At 70.0% G+C, this 13,243-nt stretch carries 18 protein-coding genes and 1 tRNA gene; 4 read left to right on the top strand and 15 right to left on the bottom strand.

All coding sequences use genetic code 11. The features are described 5' to 3' along the window. Positions 1–9 precede the first annotated feature (9 nt). Entirely contained in the window at positions 10–669 is a 660-nt protein-coding gene (locus ACZ5WC_RS03070; RefSeq protein ID WP_468539189.1) for an O-methyltransferase, read from the top strand. 122 nt (positions 670–791) lie between these two features. Here ACZ5WC_RS03070 and ACZ5WC_RS03065 read toward each other — a convergent pair whose 3' ends face one another. From ACZ5WC_RS03065 to ACZ5WC_RS03055, 3 genes are all read right to left on the bottom strand, one after another. Further along, entirely contained in the window at positions 792–1,010 is a 219-nt protein-coding gene (locus ACZ5WC_RS03065; RefSeq protein ID WP_311119376.1) for an FmdB family zinc ribbon protein, read from the bottom strand. 279 nt (positions 1,011–1,289) lie between these two features. After that, positions 1,290–2,591 carry a hypothetical protein gene (locus ACZ5WC_RS03060; protein WP_468539188.1) on the bottom strand — a complete coding sequence of 434 codons (1,302 nt, stop codon included), beginning with the start codon at positions 2,589–2,591 and terminating at the stop codon, positions 1,290–1,292. Positions 2,592–2,846: 255 nt separating this feature from the next. Beyond that, on the bottom strand, positions 2,847–3,647 hold the full coding sequence (locus ACZ5WC_RS03055; RefSeq protein WP_468539187.1) for a DUF4097 family beta strand repeat-containing protein: 801 nt from the start codon (positions 3,645–3,647) through the stop codon (positions 2,847–2,849). A gap of 224 nt (positions 3,648–3,871) precedes the next feature. Here ACZ5WC_RS03055 and ACZ5WC_RS03050 point away from each other — a divergent pair. Both ACZ5WC_RS03050 and ACZ5WC_RS03045 read left to right on the top strand, forming a co-directional pair. Beyond that, positions 3,872–3,943: transfer RNA gene (locus tag ACZ5WC_RS03050), tRNA-Val, on the top strand. Between the two features lie 498 nt (positions 3,944–4,441). Beyond that, positions 4,442–4,678, top strand: coding sequence for a helix-turn-helix domain-containing protein (locus ACZ5WC_RS03045; protein ID WP_468539186.1), 237 nt, complete (start codon positions 4,442–4,444; stop codon positions 4,676–4,678). Between the two features lie 9 nt (positions 4,679–4,687). Here the strand turns inward: ACZ5WC_RS03045 and ACZ5WC_RS03040 are convergent, their stop codons facing one another. The 5 genes from ACZ5WC_RS03040 to ACZ5WC_RS03020 form a co-directional block, all read right to left on the bottom strand. Beyond that, a complete protein-coding gene (locus ACZ5WC_RS03040) occupies positions 4,688–4,984 on the bottom strand; it encodes a hypothetical protein (protein ID WP_468539185.1) in 297 nt (98 codons plus the stop codon). A 292-nt stretch (positions 4,985–5,276) separates the two neighbouring features. Continuing rightward, complete coding sequence (locus ACZ5WC_RS03035; protein WP_468539184.1) at positions 5,277–5,492, bottom strand: hypothetical protein; 216 nt, start codon at positions 5,490–5,492, stop codon at positions 5,277–5,279. Positions 5,493–5,605: 113 nt separating this feature from the next. After that, positions 5,606–6,445: a helix-turn-helix domain-containing protein gene (locus tag ACZ5WC_RS03030; protein WP_468539183.1), complete on the bottom strand. Its 840-nt coding sequence runs from the start codon at positions 6,443–6,445 to the stop codon at positions 5,606–5,608. Then, positions 6,442–6,975, bottom strand: a complete 534-nt coding sequence (locus tag ACZ5WC_RS03025) for a DUF6879 family protein (protein ID WP_468539182.1) — start codon at positions 6,973–6,975, stop codon at positions 6,442–6,444. The genes ACZ5WC_RS03030 and ACZ5WC_RS03025 overlap by 4 nt, the downstream gene beginning before the upstream one ends. A 2-nt stretch (positions 6,976–6,977) precedes the next feature. Continuing rightward, complete coding sequence (locus tag ACZ5WC_RS03020) at positions 6,978–7,187, bottom strand: hypothetical protein (protein WP_468539181.1); 210 nt, start codon at positions 7,185–7,187, stop codon at positions 6,978–6,980. 130 nt (positions 7,188–7,317) lie between these two features. On the opposite strand from ACZ5WC_RS03020, the gene ACZ5WC_RS03015 reads away from it, so the two are divergent. Further along, positions 7,318–7,527 (top strand): hypothetical protein, encoded by a 210-nt coding sequence (locus tag ACZ5WC_RS03015; protein WP_468539180.1) that lies wholly within the window; start codon positions 7,318–7,320, stop codon positions 7,525–7,527. 7 nt (positions 7,528–7,534) lie between these two features. Here ACZ5WC_RS03015 and ACZ5WC_RS03010 read toward each other — a convergent pair whose 3' ends face one another. The 7 genes from ACZ5WC_RS03010 to ACZ5WC_RS02980 all read right to left on the bottom strand — a co-directional run bounded on the left by ACZ5WC_RS03010 (position 7,535) and on the right by ACZ5WC_RS02980 (position 13,240). Further along, on the bottom strand, positions 7,535–7,861 hold the full coding sequence (locus tag ACZ5WC_RS03010) for a hypothetical protein (protein ID WP_468539179.1): 327 nt from the start codon (positions 7,859–7,861) through the stop codon (positions 7,535–7,537). 121 nt (positions 7,862–7,982) lie between these two features. Beyond that, the gene (locus ACZ5WC_RS03005; protein WP_468539178.1) at positions 7,983–8,219 is read right to left on the bottom strand and encodes a hypothetical protein; all 237 of its coding nucleotides are present in this window, start codon (positions 8,217–8,219) and stop codon (positions 7,983–7,985) included. A gap of 24 nt (positions 8,220–8,243) precedes the next feature. Next, positions 8,244–8,444: a hypothetical protein gene (locus tag ACZ5WC_RS03000; protein ID WP_468539177.1), complete on the bottom strand. Its 201-nt coding sequence runs from the start codon at positions 8,442–8,444 to the stop codon at positions 8,244–8,246. Positions 8,445–8,446: 2 nt separating this feature from the next. After that, entirely contained in the window at positions 8,447–8,665 is a 219-nt protein-coding gene (locus ACZ5WC_RS02995) for a hypothetical protein (RefSeq protein WP_468539176.1), read from the bottom strand. Positions 8,666–8,668: 3 nt separating this feature from the next. After that, on the bottom strand, positions 8,669–9,517 hold the full coding sequence (locus tag ACZ5WC_RS02990) for a peptidoglycan recognition protein family protein (RefSeq protein ID WP_468539175.1): 849 nt from the start codon (positions 9,515–9,517) through the stop codon (positions 8,669–8,671). 66 nt (positions 9,518–9,583) lie between these two features. Continuing rightward, positions 9,584–9,892 carry a hypothetical protein gene (locus ACZ5WC_RS02985; protein WP_468539174.1) on the bottom strand — a complete coding sequence of 103 codons (309 nt, stop codon included), beginning with the start codon at positions 9,890–9,892 and terminating at the stop codon, positions 9,584–9,586. 144 nt (positions 9,893–10,036) lie between these two features. Continuing rightward, positions 10,037–13,240, bottom strand: a complete 3,204-nt coding sequence (locus tag ACZ5WC_RS02980) for a hypothetical protein (protein ID WP_468539173.1) — start codon at positions 13,238–13,240, stop codon at positions 10,037–10,039. Positions 13,241–13,243: the final 3 nt, after the last annotated feature.

Here is a 13,243-nt window from a genome sequence, read left to right as displayed (position 1 = left end):
CGCACCCGGATGACCAAGGGCAACGAGACCACGATCACGGACGAGCTGTACGCGTACATGCTGGCCCACAACCCGCCGCTGGACCCGGTCCAGCGGGAGCTGGTGGACACCACGTACGCCCGGTTCCCCGACCACGCGGGCATGGTGTCGGCCGAGGAGCAGGCCCCGCTGCTGGCGTTCCTCGTCCGGCTGGTGGGTGCCCGGCACGTGGTGGAGGTCGGGACGTTCACCGGCTTCAGCGCCCTGGCGATGGCCCGGGCGCTGCCCGCCGACGGCAGGTTGATCGCCTGCGACATCTCGGAGGAGTGGACGGCGTACGGCCGGGAGGCATGGGAGAAGGCGGGCGTCGCGGACCGCATCGACCTGCGAATCGCCCCGGCCCTGGACACGCTGCGCGCGATGCCCGCCGAGCCGCACATCGACTTCGCCTATCTGGACGCGGACAAGGGCGGGTACATCGCGTACTGGGAGGAGCTGGTGCCCCGGATGCGGCAGGGCGGGGTCATCGCCACGGACAACGTGCTCTTCCACGGCGGCGTGACGGACCCGGAGGCGACGGGCCCGACAGCGGCGATCAAGGAGTTCAACGACCACGTGAGCGCGGACGACCGGATGGACAGCGTGCTGCTGACGGTCGCGGACGGCCTGACACTGTCCCGTAAGAAGTAGCGCGCACCAGGCCGCCCGGCTCAGGCCCGGCACTGGTGCGGCGCAGTTGGGGTGCGGGTGGCGGGTGGCGGGTGCGGGTGCGGGCGGCGGCGTGGTGAGGCTCGGGTGGGGCGGGGTACGGCTCAGCCGCAGCACCCACCGCCGCAGCAGCCCCCGCCCCCTCCGCCGCCGGACGAGTCGGGCGCGGACCCGGCGGCACCGCCCACGGCCACGGCGGACAGCAGCTTGACGGTGTCGTCGTGGCCGAGGGGGCAGGAGGCGGGGTCCGAGGACTGGGCCATGGGGCGGCTGACTTCGAACGTGTCGCCGCAGGTGCGGCAGCGGAATTCATAGCGAGGCATGGGCCAAGGCTAGAGCCATCCGCGCCCGCACGGCTACGACGAGGGCTATGGGCCTCGGGCGGGCGCAGAGCCAGGCGGAAGGTGCAGCGCATCGCGACATACGCCACGGCGCGACCGGCACCGCGTCGCGAGCCCGGCACGGCCCGACACGGCGCCCGAGGACCTCGCACCGTATCGCGAGCCGGGAACGGCAAGGTACGACACCAGACAGCCCTGCAACGCACGGCACGGTGGCCATGCCGCACGTGGCTATGCCGTACGCAGCTATGCCGTGCGCAGCTACGCCCCGGCCCCGCTGCCGCGCTCTTCGCGGATGTCGGAGACGACGCGGGCGGCGGTCCGCCGGACGGCTTCGGTCTCGGTCAGGAAGTGCCAGTAATCGGGGTGACGCCCTTCCAGGCCGCTGATGGCGCGCTCCAGCCGGGCCACGGAGTCGTCGAGCGGCCGCGCGTGCCGGGGATCGGGGGTGTGCCGCCCGGCCATGGCGAGGCGCTGGGCGTCCCGGACCGCGAACCGGGTCCGCTCGATCTCCTGCTGCGGGTCCTTCGCCACGGCATCAAGCCGCTGCAACCGGTCTCCGGCGGCGGAGACCGCCTCGTCGACGGAGTTGAGGAGGGCCCGGACGGTGGAGAGCCGCGAGGTGGCGTCCGCCCAGCGCTGCTCATCACGCGCCTTGGCGGCCTCGGCGAGCTTGTCCTCGGCCTGTCGTACGTTTACGGCGGCCTGCTCAGGGATGGGCTGGAGGTCCTGCCAGCAGGCGGCGGAGAAGCGCCGCCGCAGTTCACTGAGGACCGGCTCGACCGACCCGGCGCGAGTGGTGAGGGCCTGGGCGCGGGTTCGAAGGGAGACCAGGCGCCGGTCGATCTCGGCGGCCCGCTCGGGCAGCCGCTCGGCTTCGGTGCGTACGGCCTCGGCGTCGCGCAGTACGACGTCGGCGCGCTGGAGTGTCTCGGCGACCCCGTGCTTTCCGGCACCCTGGTTCAGCTTGGTCAGCTCCGGGGCGAGCGCGGCGAGCCGGGCGGCGAGCTCATCGGCCCGCAGCCCCGCGGCCCGTACGGCATCGAGGGCGTTGCTGGCGGCCAGGAGCGCCTGCCGGGCCCGCTCCACGGCGGGGGCGAGCCGGGCGAGCTGGGTCTCCGCAGTGCCCAGGAGGGGCCCGAGCCCGTGCGCGAACCGGTCCAGCTCGCCCTTGACCCGGACGAGGTCGTCCTTGGCCCGGGTGAGCTCGGTGCGGGCCCGGGAGGCGACGGAGGGCTCCAGATCGTCCCGGTCCAGGTCATGGGAGTCGACGGCGGTGATGTACGCGTGGCTGACCGTGTCGATACGGTGGCTCAGCGCGGCGAAGTCCTCGGAGGCCTTGCGGCCGCGCGAGGAACTGTCCACGGCGTTGATGGTCTCGATGGAGATCCTGAGATCGCGCTGGGCGCTGTCGAGCTCGTAGAAGGCCTCGGCGGCGGCGTCCTTCGCGGCCTGCGCCTCGGCCCGCTGATTCTCACCACGCCCGCCGAACCACCGGCGCGTACCGCCCCCGGCGAAAGCGGCGGGCAGTGCGGCAAGCAGGAGGGGCACAGGCAGCAGCACGAGCGCCAGCAGATCCCGCCCCCCTTGACCACGGCCCGTTTGACCACGGCCCCTGGGACGGCCCCCTTGGACACGGCGCGCGCCCCGGCCCCCCTGGCTTTCACGGGCTCGGGCTCGCTGATCGCCCTTGACGGCGGAACTCCCACCCGCTCGTGCCTCTGGCCGCGTGTGTGTCGCCGTCACATCCCTCTCCCGTGCTGTTCCGCCCCTGCCCGGTACATTCTCCCACCAGGTAAGGACGAACACACGGGTCGGTTAGTTCGCGCTTCGCACGGTGACTTGACCATTGTCGCTGCGGGCCTTCACCACGTGAGCACTGTCGTCGCTGCGCGGCACGCCGATCGAGACGTCGCCGTTGTCGGCGGAGGCGCTGACGGCGTACTTCTTCCCGCCCGCAGGCAGGTCGATGGTGACGCCGCCGTTGTCGCTCACGGTGTCCACGAGGTCGGGCACGGTGTCGAAGTCCAACCGGACTTCGCCGTTGTCCGACCTGGCGACGACGGAGGAGGAGGATATCCGCTCCGCCAGCACCTGCCCGTTGTCGCTCTGCAGCTTGAGCGTCCCGCTCACGTCCCGGACGTGGACTTCGCCGTTGGCGGAGGACAGCTCCAGCGGCCGGTCGAACCCGGTGGCGCTGACTCTCCCGTTGTCCGCCTCCGCCGTCACGCTCACCCCGCGCGGCACCTTCACCCGGTGCCGGGCCTCGCAGTTGTTGATCATGGCCTTGCACTTCACGTGCAATGTCAGGGTGTCTGCGTCCATAGCCCACACAGGATCGGGCCCACTGCCGAACATCACCCATCCGTCGACCTGACGCTCGACCTCGACCCGCTCGACGTCGGCGGGCACGAGCTCCACGGAGCTGTTCTCGGCGTCGATGGTCAACATCTTCCCCTCCAACGCGAACGTCTTCCGCTCCACAGGCACGTCATCCACGTTGGTGCCCCCGCACCCGGTGATGCCCAGCGCCAGCAGCACGACCCCACCCCCCAGGGCGAGAACCCGACCGCGCGCCCCGCGACGGGTACGGTTCGGTGCGCTCGTAACGATGTCCACGGTGATCGATCCCCCAGTGAGTACGGCCGGACGGTGCCACCGGACGCCCCGCCCGGTTCCCTCAAACCGTATGCACCGGAAGCCCCCGACGGGATCCGGGCGGCCACCGTCTCTGGGGTGGGGTTATCCCCCGGTCCCGGCGGCCCGGAGCCGCCGCCGACCGCTCCCGCCGAATCGGTTTATGAGCAGGGCCCCCCGTCCATGTACGCTGTTGTCTCATCCACGGGTGCGTAGCTCAGGGGTAGAGCGCTGCTCTTACAAAGCAGATGTCGGCGGTTCGAAACCGTCCGCGCCCACAGCAGTAACTAGCAGGTGAGAGCCTGTTTCGGCCCCTCGATCCACACGGATCGGGGGGCCGTTTCCATGATCGATGCCACATAGATGCCACATCCCCATGGGCGGCCGTTGGATCTGTCACCCGTTCGAGGGGTGGACTGCGTGGCCTTGGCACGTAGAGTGCAGGCACGGACGGGGCAGGCGTGACTCCCCACACGCGCCTGACACGCGCCGTCCGGATGCCTGTGGTGACTGGGCGGGGAGGCCCGGCCCACAGGAGCGAGGCCCCCACCGCACAGCTCGGTGGGGGCCTTCTGCTGTCCAACGTAGACCGCCCCGCACCCTGATGGGTGCGGGGCGGGACGTCTTGACTGAGTCATGACGTCTAACGGCGCAATGAGGCGGACACGCGAACACCTCTGCGCCGCTTCGGTGCCACATCCGAACTCGCAGACGTGGCCGCTCAGTGTAGGTTCTGCCCTACATACATTCGATCTTGATCCGCTGAACGTGGTGGAGTGCCACGCTCCGTACCGCCGCCCGACTGGGTCATCGCCCGCCGCCGCGCGATCGGAGACCGCATCCGCGCCGCCCGGCTGGCCGCCGGGTACACCCAGGAGCAGATCGCGCTCCGCATCGGGATGGACCGGGCCACGTACAACCGCATCGAGCAGGGCCACGCGGCGGCACTCATCGACTCGCTTATCCGTATCGCCGACGCCATCGGCGTCCCGCTCTCCGGACTCGTCGAGTAGAACCCGCAGCTACACCGGCGGGGTGCCCGGCGGAGACGGGGCCGGCGGCGGATGAGGCAGTGGCGGCCCCTGGTCCGGAGGCGTCTGCGGTGACCCGGACCCGTGCCGACCCATCTCGATCCGGCGCTCCGTCAGCCCGTAGATCCCGAACGGCGGGAACAGATCAACGCGCCGCGGGTAGCCGCCCACCGCGCACGGCCGGCAGACGAGGTCCGTGCCGGAGTCGGTGACGCGAACGCCTTCCACCGGCTCCTTCCAACAGGCCTCGCAGGTGGTGACCGCAGTCGAGGACAAGGCGGTTGTCATGGGCGCCGCCTGGGGGGTGTCGTCGGGCGGGTGTCGGTGGTACGCATGGTGGTGCCTCCGTCCTCATGGGTGGGTGGTGACCCGTCTCGGCCGCTGTCCTGGCAGGGAGTGGGCGGCCGGGGCGGGAGCTCGTGGCAGATGCAGCCGCAATACAGCCGTTCGACGATTCGCCCTGCTGCGATGACGTTCGTGTTCCCCGCGCACAGGTCGTGCCCCTCGTCCCATTCGGCATAGGCCGCGGTCCGACACTCAGGGGAGCCGTACGTCCTCGTCCGCTGGCCGTCGACGGCAGTCACTGTGCGGCGGCCTCTCGTTCGGCGCAGGTCGCCGCGTCAAGGCACTCGCGCGGGAACCAGAGGTAGGCGGCGCCTGTCTCGGGGACGACGCGCTGCTGGCCCAGGTCGGTGCTCAGGCCGACGGGCAACCAGGTCCTGCACCAGACGCACGCCCAACCACGCTGCTGCTGTTCGAGCGTGTCGTTGACCGGCGGTAACTGGCGTACAGACACGGCCGCCTCCCGGGTCGTCGAAGTGGTTCTCAGACCGTAGAGAAGGCTGTTTCTCGGGACCCGCGATGTTTCTTGATGTTTCTCCGGCGGGCCCCGGTGTTGCTCCGGGTTTCTCAGAAGCCGATCGCGGCCCGCGTGCGAGCGATGACGGCGTGCGCCGCCCGCCCGGTCACCGCCCCGGTGGCGAGCCCGTCCCAGACCTTCGCGAACAGGGCGATGTCGTCGGCCGAGTCCAGCCACATCTCCGTGTGCCACGTCTCGGCGATGACGAGGCGGTCGTCGTGGATCCAGAAGTCATCGCCCACACCGATCCGCACGTCGGCGGTGAGCGGGATGACTCCCAGCTCCACCGTCGACAGTCCGTTCACGGACATCAAGCGGTCCAGCTGGTCGGCGAGAACGGCGCGCGTACAGATCCGCGTGTGGAGGGCAGCCTCGGCGACGAGGACGCGGTACCGGCGCCCCGACCGGTAGAGCCCCTCCTGCCGGCGCATCCGGGAAGTGACCGCCGCGTCGATGTCACGGGTCACGCCGTGGAGTTCGGCGTACCGGGTCAGGACGCTGCGCGCGTACTCGGGGGTCTGGAATACGCCGGGGATGACGGCTGCACTGAATCCGCGGAACACGGTGGTCCTCTCGTGCTGGGCGCCGAGCGCATCCTGCACGGCGCGGTGGCCGCCTGCGAGCTGGCGGCGCCAGGACCGGTACGTGGACTCCAGCCCTGCAAGGCGGCCGTGCAGCTCGGCGGCGCACTCGGGCTGCCCGACCGCCGCCGCCCACGCGTCGAGATCGGCGACAGCAGCGGTTTGCTTCCCGTTCTCCAGCTTCGAGACCTTTGACGGGGCCCACCCGCAGCGGGCGGCGAAGTCGCGGACGGTCAGCCCGGCCTCGGTGCGCAGCTCGCGGAGCCGCACACCGAGGAGGACCCGGGCGCGCTGGAAGTCGGTGCTCACATAGGGGACGGTACCCGGCTGATGAACTCCTCGTACGGGACGGCGTAGTGCCATGCCGCGTCGCGGAGCTGGCATGCCCGGACAACCTGCTCCGGGTCGGTTGTCAGCTCCATCCGGCGGTTCGCGTCCTCCCAGTTGAAGGACGCGAGGGCCCGGGAGTCGAAGAGCCAGAAGTCGCCAGCGCCTGCGAGGCCGAGGGCGTCGGCCTCCGACCGACACAGGTAGCGGATGTCCTCCCCGGCCGCGAGATTGCTGGGTGTGGTGGCCAGCAGGTACCGCTGGTTGTCCGTCGCAGGCTCGTCGACCAGGCGGACGCGCTCGATGCGCCGCCCGGCTGCCGTCTGCGCCCGGGCGTTGGTGAACCACGGGCCGTCGTCGTCGAGCGGCGGCGCGACACCCTGGAGGAACTGCTGGTACTCCTCCGTTCCTTGGTCAGCGGCGTACTCCCGGCGGGTCTCCAGCCGCCATGCAGTGTGCTCGAAGCCATCCCGGAAGAAGTCGAGTATCCGGGCGGCGGGTACGACGTCCACCGTCACTCCTTCGGCGCGAAGTTGATGAGGAGCTCGCGGTCGACGACGACGAGCGACTCGCCCTTGAGAGGGTTGACCATCTGTGCGAGTACCTCGGGGTCGGTGACGGTGTACCCCTGGACGAGGATCTCCCTGGTGTCGACGTCCTCGTAGAGCGTGGGGCATTCGCCGGTCTTCGAGTTGGTGCCGAGCATCCGCAGTGTGCGGGCCATGTGTGTCCCCTCCCGGTCATGGGCCCGGCCAGGCAGCCGGGGTGTGATCGACCGTAGCCCGGCGATCAAGAAACACGCCACCAGCCAGGCGCACGGACGTGCAGCGCCCGGGAGGTCGTACGATCCGGCCATGGCTGACATCGACATCCCCGAGCACCTGATCGCCCTGGAGCGGGCCGCGTGGGCGGAGCAGCAGCAGGGCGCGCTGACCTTCGAGACGGCGGACGCGGTGCAGGCCGCGTACCGGGAGCACGCCGCGGCCACCGACGGGGTGTCGCGGCTGGAGCTGGAGATGGCCGTCAAGCGGGCAGTGCGGCACCCGCAGGTCAGGGCAGGTTGAGCGGGAGTCACGATCCTCCTGCGGCCCGCCCCGCCTCGGTGACCGACAGCCGCCACCCCGTGCGCCCCTCCTCCCAGCCCAACCCCCGCTGAGACCCCTCGTACTCGGGCACGGGCCCCAGCTCCCCGAGCTCGATCAGGCCCGCGTCAACCAGTGCCATCAGGGTCTGCGCGCGAATGGTCTGCCGGAGCTGCCAGGGCCGCCACAGATCGGCGGGCACCTCGCTGATGAGCCCGACCAGATGGCCGCTGCGGGTGGGTACGGCCCACGCCGGGAACCGCACGCCCGGCGTGCAGGATCGAGAGATCGCGATGAGAACGTCGCTGGGCTTCATGGGGCGAGCATGGCGCAGGCACCCCGGCCACTCCGCTCCCACGGCGCACACAGCTTGTGACCTGGGCCACACGGGCATGACGAAAGGCCCCCACCGCCGAAGCAGTGGGGGCCAGGTCTGGTCAGCGGAGGAGTGCGAGCAGGCCGGTAGCAGCGCCACCAACACCCGCCAGGACACCGATGGTGGGCAGCGGCCACCGCGCCCGTTCCAGGGTGCGGATCCGCTGCTCGTGGTCACCGAGGTCGCCGCGGATGTCTTTCGTCTCGTCGAGTATGCCGTCGATCTTCGACTCGATCCGGCCGACCGCCTGAGCCAGCGCCCTCACCTCCTGGTACATCTGCGCCGGGGAGATGTACACCCCCGGGTCCTGCGGTGTTACCACCTACACCCCCCGGCCCGGGACCACCCGATCCGGCTGCCGGTTCGGCACGGCGTAGGTGATGCCGAGAGCGCCGAGGACGGCGAGGACCGTGGTCACGACCTCACCGGTCGTGAAGACGCCGTCCTGCACGGCGGTGACCGCGACACTCGCACCGGCGGCGAGAGCGGCCGTGAACGCCTTGGCGGCGGAAGAGATCTTCATGGTCAGTCCTTCGGGTTGTCGAGGGCAGCGCGGACGAAACAGTCCTTCGCTTCCAGCAGTTTCCGGAGCCCGGCCGTCAGTTCGGGTCCATCCGGGAGCGCGTAGACCATCTCCTGGGCGAGGCGCGCGCACGGCATGGCCACGTCCTGGAGGCGGCCGGGCAGGTGCCCGTGGTCGAAGTACCTCAGCAGGTTCGTCGTGCCGGGGTGGCGGTCAGCCATGGGTCAGCTCTCCGTTTCCAGGCGCACGGTGACGCCCTCGATGGCGGCCTTGATCCGGGCGATCAGGGCCTCGACGTCGACCGCGTCGTTCCGCGAGGCGAGCGCCTCGGCGAGCGTGCGGACCGTGGCGTGGGTTGCCGCCAGCTCTCCCTGCACCGCCCGGATGCGGGCGTGGATGTCGCGGACGTAGCTGTCGGGGGTCCAGAACTCGTTGCCGGGCGCGGCAGTCGACGGCGACGGCAGGATCCCGTCCGTCTTCCAGATCTTCTTGACGTCGTCAGTGCTCAGCGGCACGTCGGCCTCCTTCGGTGGGTTGGTCTTGCCGTTGGCGCGGGCGACGATCCCGGGGAACACCACCTCGCGGAACTGGCGGATGCGGGCGGGCCCCGGGCACGCCGTGCCCGAGGTGGACCACTGCGGGAACATGCTGTGGTAGCCGAACCCGGGGTCGCCGTGGCTGCGGCAGATCCGCAGCGGGATCCCGTGGTGCTGGTGCGCCCAGACTCCGAGGGCGATCAGCTCCTCGACCTGCGCAGCGTTCCACGGGTCCGTCGCCGTGCTGTTCGACGCGGTCTCCACCGAGATCGCCCCGGTCCCGTCCGACCGCCGGTTCGCCCCCGCGTTCGCATCGGCCCGGGTCTCGGTGCCGATGTACTGAGCGATGTCCCGCTCCCCGTACCCGATCCCGAAGTGCGATTCGAGGTTGGTGGAGTCCCGCCAGAACTCGTAGGTCCGGCGGGCGGTCCAGTTCGCGACGATGCTGTGCATGATCAGCTGCGTCGGCCGGATCGCAGGCTGCGCATCCGACTCCGGTTGCAGCTCCAGCTTCTTGGCACCGGGGTACCAGGCCATCAGGCCTCCAGACGTGACGAAGCCCCGGGCCGATCGGCGCGGGGCAGGGGTGGGCGGGGGCGAGGGTCAGACGACCTCGTACACGGTGACGACCAGCGCGGTGTACTGATTCAGCGTCATGCCCGTGGGCACCGTTGCGCTGAGTTTCAGCGTGTGCGAGCCCGCCGCCCCAAGATCGACCCGGTAGTCCTGCCCGGGGGTGCTGCGGTCAGCGCTGGCTCCCGGGCCCTGTTGGAAAAGGGCAAACCGTGAAGTGGCAACGCCGTCTACGACCAGGCGGCCGGACCCCAACGTTGTTGTCGCCGCCGTGAAATCGAAGTCGAAGGTCGTGTTCACCACGGCGACGGCATTGTCCGTCGTGGTGGTGAACGTCACCGTGGCCCCCGGGACGTCCACGCCGGTCTCAGGCCCTGTGAGGGTCCCGGTGGCAGCCGCCTCGTACGTAGTGGGCTGGAGCCGGTTGAGCTGCCCGGCAGTGACATTCTGACCCGCAAGGATCGGCAAGGTGCTGCCCCCTTTCTAGAGTGCGGCGCGCATCGGATGGGTGAGAGACAGCACCGTCCCGGCCGCATGAGATTTAGTGATGCCGTTGACGGACCGGACAACAGTCATCGTCTGAGGGCTGGTCGTCGACACGGTGGCGGTGGCCACCAGCTGGACAGCCCACCAGTAACTGATGTCCGTCAACCCAGGCGTCGCCCCAACACGACCCCGAACCCGCGCCCGGGACGCGTCAGCCGGCGCCGTCGCAGTCACCGTGATGAACGTCCACACCCCGGCCGCCACCGGAACGGCAACCGACGGACTCGTGGAAATCAACGTGTCAGCAGCGGTATACCAGTCGGTCACCACCCGCATGTCCGACCACCCAGCAGGCGAGTAAACCCACCCCGACATCGTGTAGCTGGCCCCCGGCGTAATACTGCCCACGGGGGTGTTCGGCGAGGACGCCACCGATGCCGAGGACGCGCCGGTCGGCGTCACCACCAACGACGCAGCCGCCCCCCGATCCGTGTGAACCACAGCAGTTGAGTAGTCAACCTGCGCCGACAACGGAACCCACCCCGACGCCCCGGTGAGCAGCAACGGGTTCGAGGTGAGCACGCTCCCAGCAGCGACCGCAGTAACAACCTCACCACTGACCGTCAGGTCGAACGGATACTCCTGTGGGTCAGTAACCCACGGGGGGCCAGCAGTCGTAGAGATCGACAGCAGCGTCGCCGAGTCCGTCACACTCGACTCCAGTTCCGATCCCTCAGTGTCCGGGCGGCCCAGCACCGGATCCTCCACCACACCCACCTGCCACGGACCAGCCGGGGCACAGTTCATCGTCAGGGCCCAGTCGTACAGGCCGAGGCGCTCGGTGTACCCGTGCATGTGCTGGTCGATCACCCCTGGGGGCAGCCACGGCGGCGGGTTGCTGATCTGGAGGCGGTCACCGATGTCCATGCCGAGAACGGCGGGGATCAGGTGCGGGGCGGCATGCAGCCACACAGTGATCGTCGGGTAGCGGGCCTCGTCCCACGTGCCCAAGTGGAGCCGCCACTGGGCGATCCGGTCGGGCTGGTCGTCGGTGGCCAGGCTCAGCGTCAGCGACTCGTCGTAGATTCCGACCCCGTCCGGAGGCGGCAGCACGGAAAGCGGGCCCGTCTCGGCGACCGCGCGCCCCGAGGACCCGCCGGACCGTGTGACGGTGACGTCGTTGCGGAGCCGCTGATCGTCCTCGATCGGCTCCAACGGCGGTGGTACCTCCCCGGGCGCTGTGTAGTCGAGGGACAGGCGCACCGGCTGGTTGTACAGGGATGACCGGTCCCGGTACACGAGGCCGAGCCGGTCCGCCGGTTCGTACAGGACCCCGCCGTCAGTGTCCGCAGCCTCCTGAATGAGAGTCAGGAGGGTGTTGGGCCGTTGCGGGCCGAGGCGTTCGGTGTCCGCCGCCGTGTCGCCGTCGATCCACGACAGGTCGATCTGCGCCGACTCCTCGTTCGCGAGACGCCGCATCCTCGCGATCGCCGACTCCCGGGAGAACCCGTGATCGGCGGACGTGTAGGCCGCGGTCGACGCGACGGGCATGACCGCCAGGTGCCCGACCTTCAGGCCGCTGACCGACGCACCGAACTGCGTCTCAATCTGGGTGACGCGCCCGGTCGTCCCGCTGTACGTGTCACCGATGCCGCCAGCCGGACCGCCGATGTTGTACCAGTCGAGCCGCCAGGTGACCGTGCCGCCGGACTGGGACACCCAGAAGTAGAAGCGCTGCCACCCCTCGAACACGTCGTCGCCGATCGCGGCGAACTTGGTGACGACAGCAACCCCGTCCTCGTCGAGCCCCTCGATTGTGGCCAGGTCCTCGCGCTGCACGATCCGCCACCGGCGCACAGTCCCCGTGGTCTGCCAGGACAGGAACTCGGCGTTCGTGGCGGGCGGGGAGTCGACCGCGTACACCATGTGCACCGACCACTCGGTGGCCGTGCCCGATGGGGCAAGGACCGTGCCAGTCATACGGCCTCCGGCGTCCACCGCCGGGAGCGCGGACGACCCAGCCAGAGTGGAGTCCTGCCCGAACCGGAACCCGGTCACGGTCAGCGGGGCGACCCCTTCGATCGGGGAGTACGCCTGGGTGGCACCGTCCTCGTCCTCGCACGGCCAGTACGCCAGCGGGGAAAAGGCGGGAATCCGCCGCCTCAGTGTGCTGTCGAGCGCCTTCTGCCCCTGTCCGAGCCGCCGCCGGATACCGGCCGCCTCGATGGGGACCCACACGTCGGCACCGGACACGTCCCACCGGGACGGCCAGGCGGAGATCTCCCCGTGGAACCGGAACTGCCGGTCCGTGACCTGTGCGTCGGGCCCGAGCGTCCACGTGCGGCCCACGGAGTCCGTCCACCCGGTGGTCCCCTCCGGCAGATCACGCACGTCGAGGTCCGCGACCACGGTCCCGCCGATACCATCACGCACCTCCGCACGGTGCACCCGGCCCTCCACAGGCAGCCAGGGTGGCGTGATCGTGAACGAGGCAGGCGCCAGGCTCAGCGGAGCTGTGCTGTTGAAAATACTGATCGGCCCGTCAGCATCGTAGGAGAACGGAGCCATGATCGGGATCCACGGCCCGTCCAGGGAATCGGCCCAGTACATGTTCATGGTCCAGCCGCCGGCCCCGTTGTTCACGTCCATCGTGGCCCGGACGGCAGCCCGCCGAGGCAGTGCTGGCAGGGCCGCGTTGACGGTGTACCCGTAGACGCCATCAACGGTGACCTGAAAGCGCAGGACCCCGTTCTCGATGGTGAGCATGTAGCTGCGCTGGGCGATGGATGAGTCCCATTTCCCGAGCAGGATCTGCGGGGCGACGCGCCGCCAGTCGGTGGTCACTTCCACCCGCACGTCCAGGTCCCCGGTAATGTCCAGCGCTGCCGCATCCGGCGTCGTCACGTAGGACGAGGTGATGCCCTCCAGCCGGAGGTAGGACTCCGGGCCCTGCACCGACACCCTGATCGGGGTATTGCGGCCGATCAGCCCGTAGTACGGCGACATCGGGTTACGCGGGGAGAAGCGGCCGTCCCGGTTGTTGAGCTTGAGGGTGCACTTGGACGGGCCGACCTTCGCGGACTCGCTCTTCGCCCCGCGCTCGATGAGGATCGGCTCGCTCTCGCGGACGGCGCTGGTGACGTTCGTCCACGTGCCGCCGATCTGGAACTCTGTGCGCCGGTCCAGAGGGAACACGGCCACCCC

The organism is Streptomyces sp. NPDC033165, assembly GCF_055577965.1.
Note: the sequence above shows the minus strand (reverse complement) of the source record. Positions and strands in the feature narration are given on the sequence as shown.